Annotated in this window: 16 protein-coding genes; 10 read left to right on the plus strand and 6 right to left on the minus strand. The window is 72.3% G+C overall.

Annotation, left to right across the window (positions count from 1 at the left end; translation table 11 throughout):
* The first annotated feature begins 33 nt into the window (after positions 1 to 33).
* The 5 genes from ACH436_RS11330 to ACH436_RS11350 all read left to right on the plus strand — a co-directional run bounded on the left by ACH436_RS11330 (position 34) and on the right by ACH436_RS11350 (position 10,912).
* On the plus strand, positions 34 to 3,951 hold the full coding sequence (locus ACH436_RS11330) for an alpha-L-arabinofuranosidase C-terminal domain-containing protein (RefSeq protein ID WP_430560278.1): 3,918 nt from the start codon (positions 34 to 36) through the stop codon (positions 3,949 to 3,951).
* A 358-nt stretch (positions 3,952 to 4,309) separates the two neighbouring features.
* Positions 4,310 to 6,697, plus strand: a complete 2,388-nt coding sequence (locus ACH436_RS11335) for a hypothetical protein (RefSeq protein ID WP_430560279.1) — start codon at positions 4,310 to 4,312, stop codon at positions 6,695 to 6,697.
* Complete coding sequence (locus tag ACH436_RS11340) at positions 6,694 to 8,070, plus strand: glycoside-pentoside-hexuronide (GPH):cation symporter (protein WP_430560280.1); 1,377 nt, start codon at positions 6,694 to 6,696, stop codon at positions 8,068 to 8,070. The genes ACH436_RS11335 and ACH436_RS11340 overlap by 4 nt, the downstream gene beginning before the upstream one ends.
* Positions 8,071 to 8,156: 86 nt before the next feature.
* A complete protein-coding gene (locus ACH436_RS11345) occupies positions 8,157 to 9,185 on the plus strand; it encodes a LacI family DNA-binding transcriptional regulator (RefSeq protein ID WP_430560281.1) in 1,029 nt (342 codons plus the stop codon).
* Positions 9,186 to 9,289: 104 nt separating this feature from the next.
* Positions 9,290 to 10,912 carry a helix-turn-helix domain-containing protein gene (locus tag ACH436_RS11350; RefSeq protein ID WP_430560282.1) on the plus strand — a complete coding sequence of 541 codons (1,623 nt, stop codon included), beginning with the start codon at positions 9,290 to 9,292 and terminating at the stop codon, positions 10,910 to 10,912.
* Between the two features lie 98 nt (positions 10,913 to 11,010).
* Here the strand turns inward: ACH436_RS11350 and ACH436_RS11355 are convergent, their stop codons facing one another.
* Entirely contained in the window at positions 11,011 to 12,603 is a 1,593-nt protein-coding gene (locus tag ACH436_RS11355) for an alpha-N-arabinofuranosidase (protein ID WP_430560283.1), read from the minus strand.
* A 133-nt stretch (positions 12,604 to 12,736) separates the two neighbouring features.
* Here ACH436_RS11355 and ACH436_RS11360 point away from each other — a divergent pair, with 133 nt between their 5' ends.
* Genes ACH436_RS11360 through ACH436_RS11380 form a run of 5 tightly spaced genes read left to right on the plus strand, consistent with a single transcriptional unit; the run spans position 12,737 to position 19,104 of the window.
* On the plus strand, positions 12,737 to 14,086 hold the full coding sequence (locus ACH436_RS11360) for an ABC transporter substrate-binding protein (protein WP_430560284.1): 1,350 nt from the start codon (positions 12,737 to 12,739) through the stop codon (positions 14,084 to 14,086).
* 47 nt (positions 14,087 to 14,133) lie between these two features.
* The gene (locus ACH436_RS11365; RefSeq protein ID WP_430560285.1) at positions 14,134 to 15,087 is read left to right on the plus strand and encodes a carbohydrate ABC transporter permease; all 954 of its coding nucleotides are present in this window, start codon (positions 14,134 to 14,136) and stop codon (positions 15,085 to 15,087) included.
* Positions 15,087 to 15,974 (plus strand): carbohydrate ABC transporter permease, encoded by an 888-nt coding sequence (locus ACH436_RS11370; RefSeq protein WP_430560286.1) that lies wholly within the window; start codon positions 15,087 to 15,089, stop codon positions 15,972 to 15,974. The genes ACH436_RS11365 and ACH436_RS11370 overlap by 1 nt, the downstream gene beginning before the upstream one ends.
* Entirely contained in the window at positions 15,971 to 18,010 is a 2,040-nt protein-coding gene (locus ACH436_RS11375) for a glycoside hydrolase family 127 protein (RefSeq protein WP_430560287.1), read from the plus strand. Before ACH436_RS11370 ends, ACH436_RS11375 begins: the two co-directional genes overlap by 4 nt.
* A 5-nt stretch (positions 18,011 to 18,015) precedes the next feature.
* Positions 18,016 to 19,104 carry a LacI family DNA-binding transcriptional regulator gene (locus tag ACH436_RS11380; protein ID WP_430560288.1) on the plus strand — a complete coding sequence of 363 codons (1,089 nt, stop codon included), beginning with the start codon at positions 18,016 to 18,018 and terminating at the stop codon, positions 19,102 to 19,104.
* Here ACH436_RS11380 and ACH436_RS11385 read toward each other — a convergent pair.
* From ACH436_RS11385 to ACH436_RS11405, 5 genes are all read right to left on the minus strand, one after another.
* Positions 19,088 to 19,759, minus strand: a complete 672-nt coding sequence (locus ACH436_RS11385) for a DUF624 domain-containing protein (RefSeq protein ID WP_430560289.1) — start codon at positions 19,757 to 19,759, stop codon at positions 19,088 to 19,090. The two genes, ACH436_RS11380 and ACH436_RS11385, sit on opposite strands and share 17 nt — an antisense overlap.
* Entirely contained in the window at positions 19,756 to 21,153 is a 1,398-nt protein-coding gene (locus ACH436_RS11390; protein ID WP_430560290.1) for an arabinan endo-1,5-alpha-L-arabinosidase, read from the minus strand. Before ACH436_RS11390 ends, ACH436_RS11385 begins: the two co-directional genes overlap by 4 nt.
* 2 nt (positions 21,154 to 21,155) lie before the next feature.
* Positions 21,156 to 22,031, minus strand: a complete 876-nt coding sequence (locus ACH436_RS11395) for a carbohydrate ABC transporter permease (protein ID WP_430560291.1) — start codon at positions 22,029 to 22,031, stop codon at positions 21,156 to 21,158.
* A gap of 15 nt (positions 22,032 to 22,046) precedes the next feature.
* On the minus strand, positions 22,047 to 23,012 hold the full coding sequence (locus ACH436_RS11400; protein ID WP_430560292.1) for a carbohydrate ABC transporter permease: 966 nt from the start codon (positions 23,010 to 23,012) through the stop codon (positions 22,047 to 22,049).
* 116 nt (positions 23,013 to 23,128) lie between these two features.
* Positions 23,129 to 24,487 (minus strand): ABC transporter substrate-binding protein, encoded by a 1,359-nt coding sequence (locus tag ACH436_RS11405; protein ID WP_430560293.1) that lies wholly within the window; start codon positions 24,485 to 24,487, stop codon positions 23,129 to 23,131.
* Between the last annotated feature and the right edge of the window lie 142 nt (positions 24,488 to 24,629).

The following is a 24,629-nucleotide window of genomic DNA, read 5'->3' on the forward strand; positions in this document are numbered from 1 at the left end:
ACGACGTCGTACTCGAACCGGAGGTCTACAACGATGCACACCCGATCCCGATGGTCGACGCCCCTGGCGGTGGCCCTCGCCCTCGCGCTGCCGGCCACGGCGGCCGCGGCCGTCCCACCGCGGGCAGCCCCCGCGACGTCCCCGTCGACGACAGCCGCCGACGGCGCGTACGGCGCGTACGTCTTCCCCTACTTCGCCGGTGAGCAGGACGGCGGGGAGAAGATCTTCCTGGCCGTCAGCGAGGCCGACGACCCGACCGCGTGGACGACGCTCAACGGCGGCGAGGCCGTCCTCGAGTCCACCCTCGGCACGCAGGGCCTGCGCGACCCGTTCCTCACGCGCAACCCCGAGACCGGCACGTACTACCTGCTCGCCACCGACCTGAAGATCGCGGGCGGCGGGAACTTCGGCGACGCCCAGGAGACCGGCAGCCGGTCGATGATGGTGTGGTCCTCGGACGACCTGATCCACTGGTCCGACCAGCAGGAGGTCGAGGTGGCGCCCCCGGACGCCGGCAACCTCTGGGCCCCCGAGGCGACGTGGGACGCCGAGTCGGGCCAGTTCCTCGTGTACTGGGCGTCGGCCCTGTACCCGGACGACGTCGCCCCCGAGGACCGCGACATCGCGACGTCGTACCAGCGGATGCTGTCCGCCACGACGCCCGACTTCTCCGCGGGCAGCTTCTCCGAGCCGCAGGTCTGGATCGACGAGAAGCGCGGCGCCGGGCGCGGGATGATCGACTCGACGATCGCCGCGGTCCCGGACGGGGACGGCGGCGCGGTCTACTACCGCTTCACCAAGGACGAGGCGGACATGACCGTCCGCGAGGAGTCCTCCGACGACCTGTCCCGCACGCAGGGCGTGACCGAGGGCGACGGGTGGGACCTGGTCGCCGAGCAGGTCGGTGTCGGCGAGCCCAACCCCTGGGGCGGCGAGTTCACCGCCGGGGAGGGGCCCACGGTCTTCCCGTCCCTCACCGACGACTCCTGGTTCATGATGATCGACCAGCCGTCGTACCACGGCGGCCAGGGCTACATGCTGTTCCGCACCGACGACCTGGCCAGCGGGGACTGGACGTCCGTGCCCGACGCCGAGCTGCCGAGCCACCCGCGGCACGGCACGGTGCTGCCGATCACCACCGCGGAGCAGCAGGCGCTGCTCGAGGCGTACCCGGCAGCGGAGCCGGAGGTCGTGGAGCAGCGGCTCACCATCGACTCGGCGGCCGAGCGCACCGAGATGAGCGACGACCTGTACGGCGTGTTCTACGAGGACATCAACTACGCCGCCGACGGCGGCCTGTACGCCGAGCTGGTGCGCAACCGGTCCTTCGAGTTCGCCACGGAGGACAACGCGAGCTTCACCGCGATGACCGGCTGGGAGCAGACCGGCGGCGGTGAGGTCGCCGTCCAGTCCGAGCGGGGCGAGTGGCTCAACGACAGCAACCGGCACTACCTCACGGTGACCTCCGACGGCTCCACCGGCGTCGCCAACTCCTCCTACAACGAGGGCGTCGCGCTGGAGGAGGGGGCGTCCTACGACTTCTCCGTGTGGGCGCGGTCCGACGTCGCGCAGGACGTCACCGCGACCCTCGTCTCCGCCGACGGCGCGACGACGTACGGGACGGCGACGGTCGCCGTCGACGGCTCGGACGAGTGGGCGAGGTACACGGCGACGGTGACGGCGTCCGCGACGACGAACGCCGCGCGCCTGCAGGTGGCCTCGGGCGCCGAGAGCACGCTGCGGCTCGACATGGTGTCCCTGTTCCCGCAGGACACGTGGGTGGGGCCGGTCAACGGCAAGAGCGCGCTGCGCAAGGACCTCGCCGAGAAGGTGGCGGAGCTCGACCCGAGCTTCCTGCGGTTCCCGGGCGGCTGCGTGACCAACGTCGGCACCTTCGACTCCTACCTCGAGTCCGACGGCCAGGACCGGCAGCGCACGTACCAGTGGAAGGAGACCATCGGCCCGGTCGAGGAGCGGCCGACCAACTGGAACTTCTGGGGCTACAACCAGTCGTACGGCATCGGCTACCTCGAGTACCTGGAGTTCGCGGAGGACCTCGGTGCCTTCGCCCTGCCGGTCGTGTCGGTGGGCGCCAACGGCTGCGGCTCGCGCATTCCCGAGATGACCGACGAGCAGCGCCCGCGCTGGATCCAGGACACGCTCGACCTCATCGAGTTCGCCACGGGCTCCACCGACACCGAGTGGGGCGCGAAGCGCGCCGAGCTGGGGCACCCGGAGCCTTTCGAGCTGCCGTACATCGGGCTCGGCAACGAGGAGAACACCCCGAAGTTCCAGGAGAACTTCCCGGCCTTCCGCGACGCGATCGAGGCCGAGTACCCCGACATCACGGTGATCTCCAACTCCGGGCCCGACGACGCCGGGACCCGGTTCGACGAGCTGTGGGACTTCAACCGCGAGCAGGGCGTCGCGATGGTCGACGAGCACTACTACAACGACCCGTCGTGGTTCCTCACTAACACCGAGCGGTACGACTCCTACGACCGGAACGGCCCGCACGTCTTCCTCGGCGAGTACGCGTCGAAGGGCAACACCTTCGGCAACGCGCTCGCGGAGGCGGCGTACATGACCGGCCTGGAGCGCAACTCCGACGTCGTCGAGCTGGCCTCGTACGCGCCGATGTTCGCCAACGAGGACTACGTGCAGTGGTCGCCCGACATGATGTGGTTCGACAACGACCAGTCGTGGGGCTCGGTGAACTACTACACCCAGCAGCTGTTCATGACGAACACCGGCGACCAGGTGGTCCCGTCGGAGCTGGGTGACGGGCCGGACGTCGTCCCGCCGGACGTCGACGGCGGCGTCTTCCTGTCCACGTGGGCCACGCAGGCGCAGTACGACGACGTGCGGGTCACCGACAACGCGACGGGCGACGTGCTGTTCGCGGACTCGTTCGACGACGCGTCGCGCTGGGAGGCGCAGCGCGGGGCCTGGTCGGTCCAGGACGGCCGGTACGTGCAGTCCGACGCGGGCGTCGAGGACGCGCGCAGCATCGTCACCGGCGCCTACGACGAGGACTGGCACGACTACACGATGGAGGTGACGGCGCGGAAGACGGGAGGCGCCGAGGGCTTCCTGGTCGGGTTCGGCGCGAGCGCGAGCGACGACTTCTACTGGTGGAACGTGGGCGGCTGGGGCAACACCCGGTCCGTGCTGGAGCGGGCCGACGGCGCGCGCCAGGGCGAGGTCGCCGCGGCGGAGTCGTTCACTCCGCTGGAGAACGGCCGCGACTACCGGGTCAAGGTCGTCGTCGAGGGCCGCACCATCCAGCTCTACCTCGACGGCGAGCTGCAGCTCACCTACACCGAGCCGGTGACGAAGTCGCTGTTCCAGGTCGTGACCCACGACGAGGAGACCGGCGAGCTCGTGGCCAAGGTGGTCAACGTCGGCGACGCCGTCGCGCGGACCGACGTCGAGGTGACGGGCGGCTTCGAGCCGGCCGGCACCGCCCGGGTCACCGAGATGTCGGCCGACCCGACGGCGACCAACACCAAGACCCGGCCCGAGCGCGTGGTGCCGGTGGACCGGACGTTCGAGGGGGCGGGGACGTCGTTCACCTACGACTTCCCGGCGCACTCGATCACGTTCCTCCGGCTCGCGCCGTCGAGCCCGGAGACCGGGGACACGGCCAGCGCGGTCCGCGCGCAGGTGAAGCCCGGGTCCGTGGTGGCGGGCGACGACGCGCGCGTCGACGTCACGGTCACGGCGGAGCGGGCCCGTGGGAAGGCGCCCCGGGCGACCGGGACGGTGACGGTCGAGCTCGGCGGCGAGACCGTGACGGCGGCGCTGGAGGACGGGCGGGCCACCGTGTCGCTGCCGACGGCCGGCGTCGAGCCCGGCCGGCACGACGTCGTCGTCCGCTACGGCGGCGACGCGCGCTACGCGCCGAGCGAGGTGACGAAGGGGCTCACGGTCCGCGCCTCCCGGAGGTAGTCGCGCCGACTGCGGGCAGCTCTCTGCGGCGCCCACGTCCCGTCCTGGGGCGTGGGCGCCGTCGTGCGTCACGGGACGGGGCGGGCTCCACGCGGGCGTGGCGCAGATCACGGAAATGCATTTCGGGATTTTCGGGATCGGAACGTACGGTAGGCAGCCACGGGCCGAGATCTCGGGATCAACAGTGATCTCGTGATGGCCGAAACCTTTCCGTCGGGGCCGAGGGCGCCCCGTCGGCGACGTCGCGCAGACGCGGTGAAGGAGGACGACCGATGGCGTGCATTCCCAGCGGGGCCCCGGCAGGAGGCGTGGCCCCGGCGCGGGGCTCCTCCCGTCGTCGTCCGGGCCTGGCCGCCCGATGACGGCGAACCGGGCGTTCTCGGCCCGCTTCTCCGCGGCCGGCAACCTGGTCGACCTGCGCCGGCGCGGCGACGCGACCGGGATGAGCTGGGTGGTCGACCCGGAGTACCTGGACCGTGCGGGGTTCGCCGAGGACGACAAGCTCTTCGGAGAGTTCGACCTCATGGTCGGGGGCGTGCGGCGCACGAGCCGGGACGCCGTGCGGGACGTCCGGGTCGGGAGCGACCGGGTCGGGAGCGACCGGGTCGACGTCAGGTCGGACCTCGGGGGGCTGCGGGTCACGACGACCTACGACCTCGGCAGCGACCCCGACGGGATCGAGCTCACGTTCGCCGTCGTCAGCGACGCCGACGCCGTCGTCGAGGACCTCGGGCTGTGGGTGCCGTTCTCGCACGTCATGTTCCGCGACGCGGACGTGCGGCGGAACACCGAGCACTCGGCCGCGGCCTTCCCGTCGATCTCCCCGTCGTTCACCCGCCTGGCGATGCACCGCCGCTCCGGCCGCGGGCCGCACCTCGGGCTGTTCCAGACCGCGGGGGAGACGCTGTCCGTCGGGACGTACTGCGCGTACCGCAACCTCTTCTTCGAGGACGTCTCGCCGTCGCTCGACGGCGTGCTGTTCCACCGTCTCGTCCTGGCCGGCGGCTACCCGGGCGAGGACGCGCGCCCCGACGACTGGATCTACCGCAGCGACGCCCTCCGCCTGACCGCGGGCGAGGAGGTGCGCTGGTCGTACCGCCTGCGCGGGTACGACGACCGGGCCGACCTCGCCCGCGTCGGGCGCGAGCTCGGGCACCCGGACGTGGAGTACTCGCCGATGGTCCCCGCGGGCGGGGCGATCGAGCTCGCGGTCACCGCCCCGCCCGGGCGGTCGGTGGCGCGCGCGCAGGTGACGCACGGGGAGGGCGGCGCCCGCACCGCGCCGGTCACGGTGCCCCGCGCGACCCCGGACGGCGTCGTCCACCTGCGGGCCGTCGTGCACGACCCGGGCGAGCACGTGGTGCGGGTCGAGCTGGACGACGGCTCGGCCGACCAGGTCGTCGTGAACGTCGTGCCGCCGCTGGCGCGCGTGATCGACGCGCGGGTGCGCCACATCAGCGACGTGCTCTACCAGGGGCCGGACGGGCCGACGCCGCACGCCTTCTCCCCGGTGTCGAACCAGGGGGAGTCGCTGGGCAAGCTCAACCTCGTGCTCGCCGCCAACCTGGCGCGCGACGTCGACCCGGCGCAGGTCCGCCGCGTCGAGGAGTCCGCCGTGCGGTACGTGCGCGCGAAGTGGTTCACCGACGGCGACCTCTCGCGCCCCGCGCCGCTCTACGGCTCCTTCTACCGCGTGATGGACCTGGAGTACGTCGCCCACCTGTTCTACCTGCTCAGCAGGTTCGACGACGACGTCCTGACGATCCACCCGGCGAGGACGTACCTGCGGTGGGCGGCCGACGTCCTCGACCTGCGCGTCAACCCCGACCGGCACACCGACGAGCGGGCGAAGGAGGAGACGCAGATGCTCGGCGTCTACTTCCTCTACGTCGACGACCTCCTCGCCGCGATCCGGGACGCCGGGATGACCGACACGTACGAGCGCGTCCGCGCCCGCTGGGAGGCGGTCGTCGACCGCGTCGCCGCGGACTCCGCGACCTACCGGGGTGCGGTGACCGAGCACTACTACGACAACGCGGGATTCGGGCCCTCGGCGGGTGCGCTCGCGGCCGCGGGGCGCGCGGAGGCGGACCGGTACGCCGAGCTGCTGCTCGCGAACATCGGGTACTCGAACGACTTCCGGGCGCAGAACCCCGACCGCTGGTGGGAGGCGCTGGCCCCCATGATCCACGCCCTGTGGGGCGGGGTCTCCGCCGCGGCGATGCTCAAGGTCCACGACGCCACGGGAGACCCGGCCCACCTGGAGGCCGCCTACCGGGCGACGGTCGCGGTGCTGTACTGCTACGACTCGGCCGCGACGGCCACCGCGCTGCGGCTGCAGCCCGGCGAGGCGGCGTCGACCTACGCCGTCACCGGGCCGCACGTGAACCGCCCCGACCTGTCCCGCAACCGCTTCGGGCAGGCGACCTTCCACCGCGACGGCGGTATCTTCGCCCGCCTGTTCAGCGACGGCGACCAGTCGCCCGACTGGGACATGGGCGAGGAGCTTGTCGCCTACCTCGACGGCTTCGGCCGCACGACCTACCTCTACGACGGCCCCGACGGCACCCCGCGCGTCGTCAACGGCTCGCTCACCAGGACGGCCGACGGCTACGTCGTCGAGAGCTTCGCCCCCTACCCCCACGAGTTCCGCTACCGCGACCGAGGGCTGCACCTCGTCACCCCGGTCGCCACCCCCCGGGTCGTCCTCACCGACGACGCGCTGATCCCCGAGGACGGACGATGACGACGACCGCTGAGACGCACCCCGCGACCGGGACGGCGAAGGTGCCGCTGCGCCGACGGCTCGGTTACGCGAGCACCGACATGGCGGGCAACCTGCTGTACACGACCGTGTCCACGTTCGTCCTGTACTACTACACGGACGTGTTCGGGCTGTCGGTCGCGGCGGCCGGGTCGATCCTCCTGATCGCGCGGATCCTCGACGCGTTCGACGCGCCCGTGTGGGGATTCATCATCGACCACACGAACACCCGGTGGGGTCAGTCGCGGCCCTGGTGGCTCTTCGCGTCGGTGCCGTTCGCGCTGTTCCTCGTCATGATGTTCTGGTCGCCCGACCTCTCGAGCAGCGGCAAGTACGTCTGGGCCCTCGTGTCCTACCTGCTGTTCGGCATCGCGTACACCGGCATCAGCACGCCGATCACGGCGATCCTGCCGAACCTCAGCAACGACTCGGGCGAACGGATCACGCTCAACAGCTTCCGCATGATCGGCGGCATGGTCGGGTACTTCATCACCGCGACCTTCACGCTGAGCATCGTCGCCTGGTTCGGCGGCGGCGACGAGCAGGCCGGGTGGCGGTGGACGGCGATCGCCTTCGCCGTCGTGGGCCTCGCGCTGCTCCTCTTCGCCTTCTTCAACACCAAGGAGCTGAACCGCGACCGCGTGCGCTCGCTGCCGATCAAGGAGTCGATCCGTGCGGCGCGGAACAACTGGCCGTGGGTGGTCCTGGTCGTCGCGTTCGTCTTCTACTGGCTGGGCAACGCGTCGCGCACCTCGGTGCTGATCTACTACACCGAGTACAACCTCGGGCACCGGGAGTGGGCCTCGGTGCTCAACGGCCTGGTGATGTTCCAGATCGTCGGGATGCTCGCCATCCCGTACCTCGTCAAGGTGCTCGCCAAGTGGCAGACGCTCGTCCTCGGGTTCGCGCTCGCGGCGCTCGGGCAGGCCGTGCTGCCGCTGGTGGACGGGTCCCTGCTGGGCCTGTCGGTCGCGTGGAGCGTGGCGTCCGTCGGCACCGGGATCGCGGTCTCCATGCCCTTCGCGATGCTCTCGGACACGGTCGACTACGGCGAGTGGCGCAACGGGGTCCGCGCGGCGGGCTTCCTCACCGCGATCGGGAGCTCCTTCGCGATCAAGCTCGGTTCGGGCATCGGCGGCTGGGTGCCGTCGGTCATCCTGGGGAACGCCGGCTACGTCGCGAACCAGGAGCAGACGCCGGCCGTGCAGGACGCCATCCAGTTCAGCGTCTCGCTCCTGCCGGCCATCTTCTTCGCGATCGGCGCGCTCGTCGTGCTCGCGTACCGCCGGTACGAGCGGCAGGAGGAGTCCGTCCGCAGCGCGCTGGGCTCCCGGCGCGAGCCGGTCGCCTCCTGACGTCCCTGGTCCGCGCTGCGCGGGGCGGGCTTCCCGCAGTGCGATCATGACCACCGTGGCGACCGCCACGGGGAGGGAGGCACCGCATGGCGGCAGAGGACGCCGCGTCGGCGCGGGCCGCGACGCTCACGGACGTCGCGAGGCTCGCGGGCGTGTCCATCGCCACCGCGTCCAAGGCGATCAACGGCCGCGCCCAGGTGCGCGCCGAGACGCGCACGCGGGTGCTGGAGGCCGCCGCGCAGCTGTCGTTCGCGCCGAACGCGCTGGCGCGGGGACTGCTGCAGGGGCGGACGGGCACCGTCGGCCTGCTGACCTCGGACCTCGAGGGCCGCTTCTCGATCCCCGTGCTCATGGGCGCCGAGGACGCGTTCGGCGCGGGCCAGGTCTCGGTGTTCCTCTGCGACGCGCGCGGGGACGCGATCCGCGAGCAGCACCACATCCGGGCGCTCCTGTCGCGGCGGGTGGACGGCCTGATCGTCGTCGGGTCGCGGACCGACCCGCGTCCGCCGCTCGCCGGTGACGTGCCCGTCCCGGTCGTGTACGCGTATGCGCCGTCGAGCGACCCGTCCGACGTTTCCATCACCGCGAACAACGTGGACGCCGGGCGCATGGCGATCGACCACCTGCTGGCGTGCGGCCGGCGGCGCATCGCGTACGTGGCCGGAGACCCCGGCTACAAGGCCGCGCAGGACCGGTCCCAGGGGGCGTCCGAGGCGATGGCCGCGGCCGGCCTGGAGCTCGTGGGGGGCCGAGCCTTCTTCGGCGCGTGGAGCGAGAGCTGGGGTCGTGGCGCCGCACGGACCATCGTCGAGCGGTACCCCGACGTCGACGGCTTCTTCTGCGGCAGCGACCAGATCGCCCGTGGCGTGCTCGACAGCCTGCGCGAGGCGGGGCGCGACGTGCCGGACGACATCTCCGTGATCGGCTTCGACAACTGGGAGGTCCTCGCGGCGAACGCGCGCCCCCGGCTCACGAGCATCGACATGAACCTGGAGGAGGTCGGGCGCGTGGCCGCGCAGCGGCTCTTCGCCGCGATCGACGGGGAGCGTGGGGCGGGCGTCGAGGAGCTGCCCTGCCGCATCGTCACGCGGGAGTCGACCACGCCCGTGGCCTGACGGGTCCGCGCCCACGTCCGCACCGTTCACCCGTTCCGTCATTGACGCCGGGATAGTCCGAATGCTGGTATATGCCCTGATCAGCAGACACCCGGAGGAACGACGTGACCCAGCTCGACCCGACGACGGACACCCGGGGACCCGCCCGGAGCACGGTGCGCTACCGCGGGCGGCACCTGCCGATGGTCGCGGTCGTGGTCGCCGCGACCATCGCGACCGCCCTGGCGTACAGCGGCATGGTGCTGTTCGGCCTGGAGGTCGCGGGCATGTCTCCCGCGGAGGCCTACGCCCTGGCCGGCTTCCTCGAGGTCAGCCTCGTCGCCGTCGCCCTCATGGCGCGCAACGCCGCCCTGGAGGGGCGGCCGTACGGCGTGCTCCTCACCCTGACGTGGATCCTGTCGGGCACCTCGGGCATGTTCGCGGCGCTGCACGAGATCGCCGTGCCGGACGCGAGCACCCCGTACATGGTCGCGTTCCGCTTCGTGCCGCCGCTGGTCGCCGCGCTCATGTGGCACCTGGCGCTGGTGGGCGAGCGCCACCTCGTCACGGGGCACACGCTCGACGAGCGCCGCCGCGAGCACCGGGTGCACCAGTACGTCACGGCGCTCGAGCTGTGGCGGGACGCGCGTCTCGACAGCGGCGGCACGCACCGTGGGATGCGCAAGGTCCGCGCGGCGCACGGCCGTCAGCGGGCCGCCCGCGACGCCGCGCTGAAGCTGCTCACGGTCGAGGACTTCGAGCGTCGCATGCAGGTCTGGGTGGAGCGGCTCGAGGCCGCCGAGCGGCACGGCAGCCGCCTCGACGTCATCGGCGCCAGCTCGGTGGAGCGCGGCGTCGCCCGCGGCGCCGCCGTCGACGGCCCCCGCACCGTCCCGGCGATCGCCGCACCGGTGGCGTCCGACGTGGCGCCCCGGGCGGACGCGGAGCCGGTCGTCGTGCGGTCGGCCGACGAGGCGGCGGCCGACGGCGCGTCGGACGCCTTCGCCGACGACCTGCAGGCCGCGCTCACGGGTGCGACGCCGGTCGTGGAGGACGAGCGGCGGCCCGGGACGGCGGACGACGAGTCCGTCCGGGCCTGGTTCGACGACCTCGACGGGGACCTGGCCGAGGACCTGGGCTCCGACCCGGCGCAGGAGCCGGGCGTCGACGGCGGCGCGGTCGACGGCACGCCGGTCGACGGCGCGGCGAAGGACGGCGGCGCGGTCGACGGCGCGGCGAAGGACGGCGGCGCGGTCGACGGCGCGGCGAAGGACGGCGGCACGGTCGACGAGGCGGAGGACCGCGGTGTCGTGGCCGACGACGTCCCGGCGCCCGCGGAGGCCGAGGTGGAGGCGGGTCTGCCGGGCACGCGCGAGCCGCTGCCGGAGACGGGGCACACCCGCCGGGTCGAGGTGTTCGACCTGCTGCGGCAGTCGGACCCGGCGCTGGGCGGCGCCCTGGCCCAGCGGTCGGCGTTCCTCACGGCGCACGGTGAGGCGACGGAGGAGGCGGCCACGGCCGACGCCCAGCTCGACGTGTCCCCGCCTGCCACGCCGCAGGCGCCCACGGTCCCGGCGGAGGAGCCGCCGGCCACGACGGCCGACGCGCAGCCCGAGGACCGGGGCGACCGCGACCGCCGGATCGTCGAGCTCGCCGACGACGGGCTCTCGCACCGGGAGATCGCCGAGCGCTTCGACGTGTCGCGCGCGACGGTGAGCCGCGTCGTGAAGCGGTACGCCACCGTCTGAGTCCTGGCAGGGGCCGCCACGACGAGATCGAGGCACCCGCTGCGAGATCGACCCTCAGTGGGTCGATCTCGCGACGGATGCCTCGATCTCGCGTCGGGTCAGGCGCGGGCGAAGGTCCCGCCGAAGGCGGTCCAGGACTCGGGGGCGAGGCGCACGCGCGTGGTGCCGGCGTCGCCCGCCGTGGTGGAGGACGCGACGTCGACGACGGACCAGCAGGTCTGGGCGACCTTCGCGGCGTGCTCCGGGCCCTCGACGGCGGGCTCGTGGTCCGCGACCATCTGCCAGCCCTCGGCCAGGCCGAGCTCGGCGCCGACATGGGCCAGCTCCACCTCGACCACGCGGTCGGACCGGTTGGTGAGGAACAGGCCGAGCGAGCCGTCGTCGTCCACCGTCGCGGCGGCCGTCACGACGGGTGCCGCGCCGTGCCGCGCGGTGTCGTACGACGGCGCGTCCACGCGCACGTCGAGTGCGGTGCCGCGGGCGAGGCGCGACGTCGTCGCGAACGGGTGGAACGTGGGCTGGCGCCACGCCTCGCCGCCCGGGGCGGTCATGATCGGCGCGATGACGTTGACGAGCTGCGCGAGGCAGGCGACCGGCACGCGGTCGGCGTGGTTGAGCAGCGTCACCATGAGGTCGCCGACGACGACCGCGTCGAGGCCGGAGTAGACGTCCTCGATGATGCGTGGGGCGTCTCGCTGGATCGGCAGGTTCTCCTCGCCGGGGAAGCGGGTCTCGAGGTACCAGACGTTCCACTCGTCGAAGCTGATGGTGATCTTCTTGTCGCTGCGGCGCTCGGCGCCGACGGCGTCCGCGGAGGCGACGACGCGGTCGATGAAGCGGTCCATGGCGGTGCCCGAGGCGAGGAAGGACGCGCGGTCGCCGCCGACCTCCTCGTAGTAGGCGTGCATGGAGATGTGGTCGACCAGGTCGTACGTGTACGACAGGACGGTGCGCTCCCACTCGCCGAACGTGGCCATCTGCATCGACGACGAGCCGCACACGATGAGCGAGATCGACGGGTCGACGAGCTTCATGGCCTTGCCGGCCTCGGCGGCGAGCTTGCCGTACTCGTGGGCGTCCTTGTGCCCGATCTGCCAGGGACCGTCCATCTCGTTGCCGAGGCACCAGAGCTTCACGCCGTAGGGCTTCTCGCGGCCGTTGGCGATGCGCAGGTCGGCCCAGCGGGTGCCGGCCTCGCCGTTGCAGTACTCGACCAGGGCGGCGGCGGCCGCGACCCCGCGGGTGCCGAGGTTGACCGCCATCATCGGCTCGACGCCCTCGCGCTCGGCCCACTGCAGGAACTCGTCGGTGCCGACGAGGTTCGGCTCCACGGTGCGCCAGGCGAGGTCGAGGAACGGCTTGCGCTGCTCGACGGGGCCGACGGCGTCCTCCCACACGTAGTTGGAGACGAAGTTGCCGCCCGGGTAGCGCACCATCGGCACGCCCAGCTCGTGGACCAGGTCGGCGACGTCGCGGCGGAAGCCGTGCTCGTCCGCGGTGGGGTGCTCCGGCTCGTAGATGCCGGTGTACACCGCGCGGCCGAGGTGCTCGACGAACGAGCCGAACAGGCGACGGTCGACGGCGCCGCGGCGGAAGTCGGGGTGCAGGGTGACGCGGGCACCGGCGGCGGCGCCGGGGGTCTGCTCGGGGGCAGCGGTGTCGGGGCGGGCATCGGTCTGGGGAGCCGTCATGGGTCTCTTCCTCGTCGAAGTGGGCGATGGTGAAGCCACCTTGTACAACGATGTAGAGTCAACCACGGTCGCCGTGCGCGGCACCAATCGGCCCAGGAGGATCTGGGTCCGGACGACTCGAGGAGGAATCGGCATGCGCAGAGGCTTGCGACGCGCCGTGGCGGCGACAGCCGCGGGGCTGGCCGGCCTGTCGCTCGCGGCGTGCGCGCCCGGCGGCGACGCCCCCACGGCGAACAACACGAGCTGCACCAACGACATCCCCAAGCCCGACGCCACCCGCGTCACGCTGTGGGCCTGGTACCCCGCCGTCGAGCAGATCGTGGACACGTTCAACGCCGAGCACGACGACGTCCAGATCTGCTGGACCAACGCGGGCCAGGGCGCCGACGAGTACGGCAAGTTCTCCACCGCCCTCGAGGCGGGCACCGGGGCGCCCGACGTCATCCAGCTCGAGTCCGAGATCCTGCCGACGTACACGATCCTGGACGGCCTCGCCGACCTGGCGCCCTACGGCGCGGCCGACCTCGAGGACCAGTTCCCGGCGGGCGCGTGGTCCGACGTCTCCTCCGGCGACTCGGTGTACGCGGTCCCGGTCGACGGCGGCCCCGTGGGCATGCTCTACCGCGCGGACATCTTCGAGAAGTACGGCGTCGAGCCGCCGACCACCTGGGACGAGTTCGCCCGGGCCGCGCAGGACCTGCGCGACGGCGGCTACGAGGGCTACATCACCAACTACGCGACGAACGGCGGCGCGTTCAACTACGCCCTGTTCGCGCAGGCCGGCTGGGCGCCCTTCGAGTACGACCCCGCCCGGCGCGACCAGATCGGCATCGACGTCGACACCCCGGAGGCGCGGCACGTCCTGTCCTACTGGGAGGACCTGATCGACCGCGGCCTCGTGTCCAGCGACGACGCCTTCACCAGCGACTACAACACGTCCCTGGTGGACGGCACCTACGCCGTGTACATCGCCGCCGCCTGGGGGCCGGGCTACCTCGAGGGGCTGTCGGACGCCGACTCCGGCGCCGAGTGGAAGGCCGCGCCGCTGCCGCAGTGGGACCCGGCGGACCCGGTGCAGGTCAACCAGGGCGGCTCGGCCCTCGCGGTCACCTCCCAGGCGACCGACCCCGAGGCGGCCGCCACCGTCGCGATGGAGCTCTTCGACGACGAGGCCACCTGGAAGATCGGCGTCGAGGACGCCGGCCTGTTCCCGCTGTGGAACCTCGCCCTCGACGCACCGTGGTTCACCGACCGCCGCTACCCGTTCTTCGGGGGGCAGCAGGTCAACCGCGACGTCTTCCTGGACGCCGCCGCGCAGTACCCGGGCTTCACGTTCAGCCCGTTCCAGGTGTACGCCTACGACCGCCAGACCATGGCCCTCTACGACATGGTCGAGGGCGGCTCGACCTCCGCCGACGCCCTGGCGACCATCCAGGACAGCCTGGTGCGGTACGCCGAGCAGCAGGGGTTCACGGTCCGATGACACGCGCAGAGACGACCAGCACACGACCGACCGGAGGGAGCGCCTCGATGGTCTCGACGACGACGAAGCCCGCCGCCGCGCCGGCCCGGGCCGCCGCCCGGCGCGGCGGGCAGAGCCTGCTGGACACCAAGCGGCAGTGGTGGGGCTGGCTCTTCCTCGCCCCGTTCACCGTCGTGTTCGTCCTCTTCCTGCTGGTGCCGCTGGCGTACGCCTTCTGGCTCAGCCTCCACACCAAGGGCATCGCGACCGGTGGCGAGAGCGTCTTCACCGGCGTGGCCAACTACGTGCGCGTGTTCACCGACGCGGACTTCCTGTCCGGCATGGGGCGCGTGGCCCAGTTCGTGCTGGTCATGGTGCCGATCCAGATCGGCCTCGCCGTGGCGATCGCGCTGGTCCTGGACACGCTGGCCACCCGGCTGTCGAAGGCCTCGCGGCTGCTCGTCTTCGTGCCGTACGCGATCCCGGCCGTGATCGGCGCGCTCATGTGGGGCTTCCTGTACAGCCCGCGCTTCGGCCCGGCGAACGACATCTTCGGCGTCTTCGGCCTGGCCGCCCCCGACTTCCTCAGCCGCGACCTCGTGTTCGGCTCGCTGGTCAACATCGTGACCTGGCAGTGGGTGGGCTACTACATGATCATCGTCTACGCGGCGCTGCGGGCGATCGACCCGTCGGTGTACGAGGCGGCCAAGCTCGACGGCGCCGGGAACTGGGCGATCGCCTTCCGGATCAAGATCCCGATGATCGCGTCGTCGATGGTGATGATCGTCGTGTTCGCCCTCATCGGCACCCTGCAGTTCTTCACCGAGCCGACGGTGCTGCGGTCGGTCGCGCAGGGCGCGATCCCCACCACCTACACCCCGAACATGTACGCGTACTCGATGGCGTTCTCCTACAGCCAGTTCAACTACGCCTCCACGATCGCGTTCGCGCTGGGGATCCTCGTGTTCATCGGGTCGTACGTCTTCCTGTACGCCACCCGCAAGCAGAGCGGACTGAAGTGATGACGACCGTGACGACGCCGAAGACCAACTCGCGCCGGCCGGGGCAGCGCCGGATCGGCTCCCACCTGTTCCTCCTCCTCGCGGTGGCGTACTTCGTCGTGCCGCTGTGGTGGCTCGTCGTCGGCTCCACCAAGTCGAACAGCGGCCTGTTCGTGGGGTCCGGCGGCGCCCTGTGGTTCAACGACGAGTTCGCGCTGTGGGACAACCTGAAGCAGCTCTTCACGTACTCCGGGGGCATCTTCTGGACGTGGATGCGCAACTCGTTCGTGTACGCGATCGTCGGCGGCGTCGGGTCCACGGTGCTCGCCGTGCTGGCGGGGTACGCCCTGGCCAAGTACCGGTTCCGCGGGCGCAACCTCTACTTCTCCATGCTGCTCGGCTCGGTCATGGTGCCGCTGACGGCCCTGACGATCCCCACGTTCGTGCTGCTCAGCCAGCTCGGCATGATCAACACGATGTGGGCCGTGATCCTGCCGTCCCTGCTCAGCCCGATCGGCGTGTACCTCGTGCGCGTGTACGCCGTCGACGCCATCCCGGACGAGATGCTCGACGCCGGGCGCGTCGACGGCGCGGGGGAGCTGCGGCTGTTCTTCCGGGTCGCGCTGCCGCTGCTGCGGCCGGCGTTCGTCACGGTCCTGCTGCTGACGACCGTCGCGACGTGGAACAACTTCTTCCTCCCGCTGGCGGTGCTGCGCGACCCGCAGCTGCTGCCCGTCACGGTGGGGATCAACCAGTGGCAGGCGCTGTCGAACGCGGGAGCGGGCGGCGAGCAGGTGTGGAACCTCATCACCACGGGGGCGCTCGTCTCGATCCTGCCGCTGATCGTGGCGTTCCTCGGCCTGCAGAAGTACTGGCAGGGCGGGCTGTCCCTCGGGTCGATCAAGTGACCGCCACGGCGCCCGGGACGGGGGCCCGGCCCGGGCCGGTCGGCGGCACGCTCCCGTCCGCGCGCACCCGTCCGCTGCCCGCCGGGGCGGTCCGCCTCGGGCCGTCCGGGCTCCTGGGACGGTGGCAGCAGCGCAACGCCGCCGCCACCGTGCCGCACTGCCTCGGGGCGCTCGAGACGTCGGGGGCGCTGGACAACCTGCGCCGCCTGCTCGACCCTGCCGACCCCGAGCACCACGCCGGCCCGTACCGCGGCTTCAACTTCGCCGACTCGGACGTGCACAAGACGCTCGAGGCGATCGCCTGGGAGTCGGCGCGCTCCGGCGCGGCGCCGCACGAGGCGGAGGTGCGGCGCGTCGTCGACCTGCTGCGCCGGGTGCAGGGCCCGTCCGGCTACCTGGACTCGCACGTGCTCGGCTCCGACGGCACGGCCGGCACGGCGCCGTCCCCCGAGCCGTACGCCGACCTGCGGTGGGGGCACGAGCTGTACGTGCTCGGCCACCTGGTGCAGGCGGGCGTGGCACGGGCACGGGCGACCGGCCAGGACGACCTGCTCGACGTCGCGATGACGTGGGCCGACGACGTCGTGTCCCGGCTGGCCGCCGGCGAGGAGCTCGTGTGCGGGCACCCGGAGGTGGAGTCGGCCTTCGTCGAGCTGTTCCGCGAGACGGGCGACGCCGCGTACCTCGAGGCCGTACGGCGGATGCTCGAGCTGCGCGGGCACGGCCGGCTCGGCTCCGGCCCGTTCGAACCCGCCTATCACCAGGACGCGACCCCCGTGCGCGAGGCCACCGAGGTGGCGGGGCACGCGGTGCGCCAGCTCTACCTGCTGGCGGGCGTCGTCGACCTCTACCTGGAGACGGGGGAGGACGCGCTGCTCGCGGCGGCCGCACGGCAGTGGGACGACGTGCACGGGCGCCGCACCTACGTCACCGGCGGGATGGGCTCGCGGCACAAGGACGAGTCCTTCGGGGACCCGTTCGAGCTGCCGCCCGACCGCGCGTACGCCGAGTCGTGCGCCGGGGTGGCGAGCGTGCTGTGGGACTGGCGGATGCTCCTCGCCACGGGCGAGGCCAGGTACGCCGACTCCCTCGAGCACGCCCTGCTCAACGTGGTCGCGGCGGCGACCTCGACGGACGGCACGGCGTTCTTCTACTCCAACCCGCTGCAGGTGCGCACGGGGCACGACGGGGCGGACGAGTACCAGGCGTCCGGCCGGCGCGGCTGGTTCGCCTGCGCCTGCTGCCCGCCGAACCTGGCGCGCCTCGTCGCGTCGCTGCACACGATGGTCGCCACCCGGGACGGCGACGGCGCGCTCGTCGTGCACCTGTACGGCGACGCGGACCTCGAGGCCGACCTCGGCTCCGAGCTCGGGGCGGGCCCCGGGACCGGCGCGCCCCTGCGCCTGGCGATGCGGACCGGCTACCCGTGGGACGGTGACGTCGTGCTCACGGCGGACGCGCCGTCGCCGGTGCCGCTCGCGCTGCGCCTGCCGGGCTGGGCCGACGCCGCGCGCACCCGGCTGGACGTGGACGGCGTCGAGGTCGACGTCCCCACCGCGCTCGACGGCCGCGGCTACCTGCGCATCGGCGCGGGCGCGCGGGTCGTGCGCCTGAGCCTGCCGATGGAGCCCCGGGCGATCACCGCCCACCCCCACGTGGACGCCGTCCGCGGCTGCGTCGCCCTGGCCCGCGGGCCGGTGGTGCACTGCCTGGAGCAGGTCGACCATGCCGGGGTCGTCCTCGAGGACGTGGTGCTCGACGTCGCCGCCGGCCTCGAGGTGGGGCCGCCCGACGACACCCTCGGCGTGGGCGCGACGCTGGTCGGCACCGGGCGTGCCACGCCGGCCGCCGGCACGCCGCTGTACCGCGACCGTGCCCGGGACGCCGCCGGCGGTGGCGTGGAGGGTGGCGTGGAGCTGCCTGTCCGGGCCGTGCCCTACGCTGTGTGGGGCAATCGAGGAGAGGGCCCGATGCGGGTCTGGATCCCGGTCGCGGCACCCCCGCGGCCCGGCGACCGACGGCGGTCGGGAAGGTGAGCGGCATGCGTGTGACCATGCACGACGTGGCCCAGCGGGCCGGCGTGTCGATCAAGACGGTGTCGAACGTCGTCAACGGGTACCCGCACATCCGGCCGGAGACGCGCGAGCGCGTCGAGGAGGCCATCGAGCACCTCGGCTACCGGCTCAACACCACGGCCCGCAACCTGCGCACGCAGCGCACGGACATGATCACGCTGGCCGTGCCGGAGCTCCGGCTCCCGTACTTCGCCGAGCTCGCGGACTCCGTCATCCGCTCGGCGGAGGAGCAGGGCCTCACGGTGCTCATCGAGCAGACCGGCGCGGTCCGCGACCGCGAGATCGAGCTGCTCGACGGCCGACGGCGTCACCTCACGGACGGCGTGATCTTCTCGCCGCTGGCGCTCGGCCAGGACGACGTCGCGCTCTTCGCGGTCGACTTCCCGCTGGTGGTGCTGGGCGAGCGGGTCTTCGACGCCCCCGCCGACCACGTCACGATGAACAACGTGGCCGCGGCCCGCGCGGCCACGCTGCACCTGGCGTCGCTGGGCCGCAGGCGGATCGCCGTCCTCGGCGCGCACGAGGGCGAGCTGGTCGGCTCGGCGGCGCTCCGCACCGAGGGCTACCGCCAGGGCCTGGAGGCGGCCGGCCTGCCGTACGACCCGGCGCTCGTGGCCGAGGCGGGGCTGTGGCACCGCTCGACCGGGTCCGAGTCGATGGGCCGCCTGCTCGACTCGGGCGTCGAGCTGGACGCCGTCTTCGCCCTCAACGACGCGATGGCCCTCGGCGCGCTCCACGCGCTGCACGCCCGCCGGATCGAGGTCCCGGGCGACGTCGCGCTGATCGGTTTCGACGACGTCGACGACGTGCGGTACTCCGTGCCGACCATCAGCTCCGTCGACCCTGGTCGCGAGCAGATCGCGCGCACCGCGGTGGACCTGCTCGTCGAGCGGATCGCCGGGGGCGACGGGCGGCCGTACCGCCGTGTGGTCCCCGACTCCCGGGTGGTCGGCCGCGAGTCCACCGGCGACGCGCCGGAGGGTCGGGAGAAGGTGGTCGCCGTCCAGGGCGGCGGCAACGAGGAGATCCTGCCGCCGGTCAGCGCGACGGCGTGATCTGGGCGTCGATCCGCTCGAGGCGGTCGGTCGCGAGGCGGCCGGTCGCCCACAGCCAGAACCCGGGGCCCACGAGGACGGCCAGCAGGGGGAGCACCCAGGCCGCGGCGAGCAGGGCTGCCGTCACGACCAGCACCGCGAGCGACGTCGCCGGGGCGAGCAGGGGGAGCAGCAGCAGGAGCCGCCACGTGGCGGCGGCCCCGCTCGCGTAGCGGGTCACGACCGCCGGCCAGCAGGCGAGCACGACGGCGCCCCACGCGCCGACGACGAGGAGGCCGCCCGTGAGCAGGGCGCGCGCCGGCCCGTCGAGCAGCCCGAGCGCCACGCCGTCGAGCCACAGCAGGACGGCGACGACCCACACGGGCGCGAAGAGCGCCGCGGACCGCCCGAAGCCGTCGCGCCAGGCGCCCCAGAACGTGCGCCAGGGCGTGGGCTCCGCGGTCATCCGCGCGGCGACGACGCCGCCGGCGCGCAGCGCCGGACCGAGGCCGAGCAGCACGCCACCGGCGAGGGTGCCGAGCACGACCATGACGGTGACCTCGACCAGGAGCGTCACCCAGCGCAGCGCCAGCATGACCCCGCCCGCCCAGCCGGGCACCTCCGCCTCGGCGACGGAGGTGCGCGCGGCCGTGCGGTCCGGTGCGGGGGCCGTCACGGGAGCCTCGTGGCGAGGGTGACGCGGCCGGCGTCGTCCAGGGACTCGAGGCACAGCGTGGCGCGGTCGCGCACGGCGTCCCACGCGGGGTGCACGACGGCGGTCACGGCCGCGCCGTCGGGGGCGGTCCAGGCGAAGCGGCCGCCGCCCAGCGCCCGCACCTGCTCGCGGGCGTCGAGCGGGGCGACGACGCCGTCCTGCACGCCCGTCGGGTCGGTGCCCGGCGTCAGGACCTCCCACGTGCCGTCCAGGACGGCGGGGTCGGCGGGCCAGAGCGACACGTCGTCCACCTCGCGCCCGGCGCCGGACCACGGCTGCGGCGCGACGAGCGGCCACCCGTCGTGCGTCCACACGAGGCGCCGCAGCTGGAGCCGGTGCTCGGTGGGGGCGTCGGCGTCGCGCACGTGGTGCACCAGGAGCTGGCGCACGTGCGAGCCGGTCTCGGGCGCCGCGGCGGGCACCCGCTCGGTGAGCACCGAGGCGTGGCCCGGGGCGAGGACGCCAGGCCCGCCGCCGAGCCGGTGCCCCGACAGGACGGGCACGCCCACCGACCACGGGTCGGCGTCGATGTCGGTCATCAGCAGGCCGCGACGGTCGTGGAACGGGCCGGTGACGGCGTCCCCCACGGCGGCTCGCAGGTGGTAGCTGTTGCCGAGGGAGTCGTAGGAGACGAGCAGCGCCCAGCCGCCGCCGGGGCGGGGGAGCACGAACGCCCCCTCGACCGCGCCGTCGGCGGCCCGGGCCCGGCGCGCCAGGAGACGGCCCGGCGCGGTGTGCAGCTCGCCGGGCGCCGGGGCGAACCCGTCGGCCACGAGCCCCGTGCCGGCGTCGAGCGGGAGCACGTGGATGCCGCTGAAGAACGACCCGTACACGAGCCACTGCGACCCGTCCGGCTCCGTCACGACGTTGGCGTCGATGGCGTTGGGGTGGCCGAGCCCCACGGGCGGGTCGGCGTGGTCGCTCGCCACGACGATCCCGCGGTCGGCCCACGGGCCGCCGGGGTGCGGCGCCTCCGCGAGCCCGATGGCCGAGCGGCGCGACCCGAACGTCGACGCCGAGTAGTACATCCGCCACGTGGTTCCGGCCGGGGTCTCGACGCGCACCACCTCCGGCGCCCAGAGGCCCTCGGCCCCGGACCAGGCCGCCGCCGGTGCGGGCACGCCGGGCAGCGCCCAGCCGTGGACCTCCCACGTCACGAGGTCGGCGGAGCGGCGCACCTGCACGCCCCCGCGCACGGGGCCGTCCGACCGCGCGTCCGTGGAGAAGAGCCAGTAGGTGCCGTCGTCGTCGCGCACCGCGGTGGGGTCGTGCACGTGGCGGCCGCCCCAGGCGGCCGTGTCCACCTGCGCGGGCGCCGGCACGTCGGGGACGGTGCGTGCCGTCGTGTCCGTCATCGTCAGCCCTTCGTGCCGGTGAGCGCGACGGACTCGATGATCTGTCGCTGGAAGATCAGGAAGACCACGAGGATGGGCAGCAGCGCCACCACGGAGGCCGCCATGATGAGCGGGTAGTCGCGCTGCGTCGCGTACTGGACGTTCATGTTGGCGATGACCACCTGGAGGGTCTGCCGCTCGGGCGTGTTCAGGTAGAGGATCGGCGCCAGGTAGTCGTTCCAGACCGCCATGAACCAGAGGATGAACTGCGCCGCGACGGCGGGGCGGATGATCGGCATGATCATGCGCCAGAAGATCTGCCAGTGGGACGCGCCGTCGATCTTGGCCGCCTCGACGAGCGAGTCGGGCACGCTCGACAGGTACTGGCGCAGGAAGAAGATCATCACGATGTTGCCGAAGACCGCCGGGACGATGAGCGGCAGCAGCGTGTCGACCCAGCCGATCTTCGAGAACATGACGAACTGCGGGATCATCAGCGTCGGGAAGGGGATCATGATCCCCGACAGCAGCCCGATGAAGATCGCGTTCTTGAACGGCATGCGCATCTTGGCCAGGGCGAACGCGGCCAGGGCGCAGGTGAACGTCCCGACCACCGTGACGCTGAGCGAGACGACCAGGCTGTTGCGGATGCCGTCGAGCACGTACGAGTCGGTCCACATCCGCACGTAGGTGTCCCACTGGGGCACCTCGGGGATCCAGACGGGCGGCAGGGCGAAGACCTCGAGCTTCGTCTTCAGGGACGTGGAGAACATCCACACCAGGGGCGCGATCATGAAGATCGCGCCGGCGGCGAGGACGATCCAGACGGCGGTGTCGGTGAGCCGCGAGCGTGCCTTGCGGCCGAGGTGATGGGCGGCCGGGGCCGTGGTGGTGGTCATGGGAGTCTCCGGGCCTCAGTCGATCGCGAAGCTGTTGCGCTTGTTCAGGCGGAACTGGATGAGCGTGATGATGAGGATGAGGACCCCGAGCACGATCGCCGCCGCCGTCGCATAGCCCATCTGGCGGTACTGGAAGGCCTGCTTCCAGATGTAGAAGACGGCCGACGCCGTGGAGTACTCGGGCCCGCCCGTCGGCGTCATGATGTTGATCTCGGTGAAGATCATCGCGCCGGCGATCACCTGCGTGACCACGAGGAAGAACGTCACCGGGCGCACCATCGGCAGCGTGATCGCGCGGAACTGGCGCCACGCGCCGGCGCCGTCGAGCGCCGTCGCCTCGTACAGGGACCGCGGCACCGACTGGATCGCGGCCAGGTAGAGCAGCATCGAGTACCCGAGGCCCTTCCAGACCGCCATGAGGATGATCGCGGGCTTGGCCCAGGTCGTGTCGGCCAGCCAGTTGGGTCCGTCGATGCCGAAGAACCCGAGGAACTGGTTCACCAGGCCGAAGTCGCCGTTGTAGGCCCACTGCCACAGGATCGCGACCGCGGCGATCGACGAGATCACCGGGATGTAGTAGATCGTGCGGAAGGCGGTGAGCCCGATGATCTTGCGGTTCATGGCGATGGCCAGCGCGAGGGAGATCGCGAGGCCGATCGGGATGCCGATCATGTAGAAGAACGTGTTGAAGAGCGCCTGGTGGAAGCGCTCGTCGCTCAGCAGGGCGACGTAGTTGTCGAGGCCGATGAACTGCATCGGCCCCAGGCCGTTCCACCTGGTCAGCGACGCGTACAGCGCGAACAGCGTCGGGTACAGGACGAACATCAGGTAGCCGAGCACGGGCGCGGCGACGAACAGCAGCGCCCATCTCTTCTCGATGCGGTGGAGCCGCGAGGTCCCGCCGCGTGGGGGCGGCGCGAGGTCGGGGCCCGGCGCCGCGGGGAGGGTGCCGGTCTGCGCCGGCGTGGCGGTGGACGTCATCGCAGACTCCTTCGTCCAGGAACGTGCGGGGGCGGGCGGTGCGGCCGCCCAGGAGGGTGGCCGCACCGCGCCAGGGGGCAGGGGAGGGGGTCAGGCCCGCGCGCGGACCTGGTGCGTCACGGCGCGGAGCCGGCCGCGGCCGCCTGCTCGGCCTGCTCGTTCGTCTGGTCGAGGAGCTCCTGCATGCGGGGCTGCACCTCGGCGAGGTAGTCCGCGGCCGGGGTCTTGCCGTCGAGCACCGGCTGGATGCCGACGAACAGCTCGTCGTACCACTGCGGGCTGTAGGTGTACGCCGCCGGCATCGCGCGGCCGTACTGCTCGATGATGTCGAGGAACTCCTGGCGGTTGGCCGGCTCGGCGTCCTCCGCCGTCGCCCACTGCTCCGCCGTGTCGATGCGGTTGGGGATCTGGATGTTGGCGTCGACGAGGGTCTGCTGCGCGGTCTCGTCGGTGGACAGGTAGGTGGCCAGCTTCACCGCGTCCTCGGGCAGGGCGGTGGTGTTCGAGACGCCGATGCCGAGCGAGCCGATGTACGTGGCGGGGTCGCCGGTCGTGCCGGTCGGCCACGGCATCAGGTCGTAGTCGAAGTCGAGGTCGTTGTAGGTGCTCACGTCCCACGGGCCCACCGGGAAGAAGGCGATCTGGCCCTCCATGAACCGCTGGTACGTGTCGAGCGTCGCCGCCTGCTCCGGGTCGGGGGTGACCTTGTCCTTGGTGGTGAGGTCGGCGAAGAACTGCAGCGCGTCGGCGAACTCCGGCGTGTCGACGGTGACCTGGGTGCGGTCGTCGTTGGTCCAGTCGCCGCCGTTGCTCCAGACGAACGACTGCAGGGTCCAGTTGACGTTGAGGCCGGTGCCCCACTGGTCGACCTCGCCGTCGCCGTCCGTGTCCTTCGTGACCTTCTTGAGGACCTTCAGCCAGTCCTCGCGGGTCATCGGCTCGTCGGCGTCGGGCAGCTCGACACCTGCCTCCTCGAGCATGGTCTTGTTGTAGCCCAGCGCCATGGGGCCGACGTCCTTGGGCAGCGCGTAGAGCTGACCGTCGGGGGTGCCCTGGAGAGTGCCGTCGAAGCGGTAGGAGTCGATGCCGTAGGGCCAGATGTTGTCGAGGTCGACGCCCTGCTCGGCCACCTCGTCCGTGATGTCCATGAGGACGCCGGAGCTCACGTACGACTGGAGGCTGCCCTGCTCGACGTAGAAGACGTCGGGCACCTTGTTCCCGGCGACGGCGGCCTGCAGCTTGGTGGCGTACTGGTCCGCGTCCGTGACGATGACCTTCACCTTCACACCGGTGTCCTCGGTGAAGCGGTCGATGGCGTCCTGGTAGGCCTTCTTCTCGTCGTCGCCACCGCGGAACATGAACGTGAGCGTTCCGTCCTCGGCGCTGCTCCCGCCGGCGCCGGAGCCGCAGGCGGCGAGGGTGCTGGTGGCCACCAGGGCGGCGGCGATGCCGGCGATCAGGCGTGACTTCCTCATCACGGGGTCCTCTCGGGGAGATCGGTTCCGCCCCGGCGCGGCGTCGCCCCGATGCGGTTTACATCGATGAAGAACCATCGACGGCGCCCAATCTGGCATGGGCCCGCAGCCCGGGTCAAGTGGCCCAGGTCACGCATCTGCA

Source organism: Isoptericola sp. NPDC019693 (genome assembly GCF_044389085.1).
In the GTDB taxonomy this organism is placed as follows: Bacteria; Actinomycetota; Actinomycetes; order Actinomycetales; family Cellulomonadaceae; genus Isoptericola.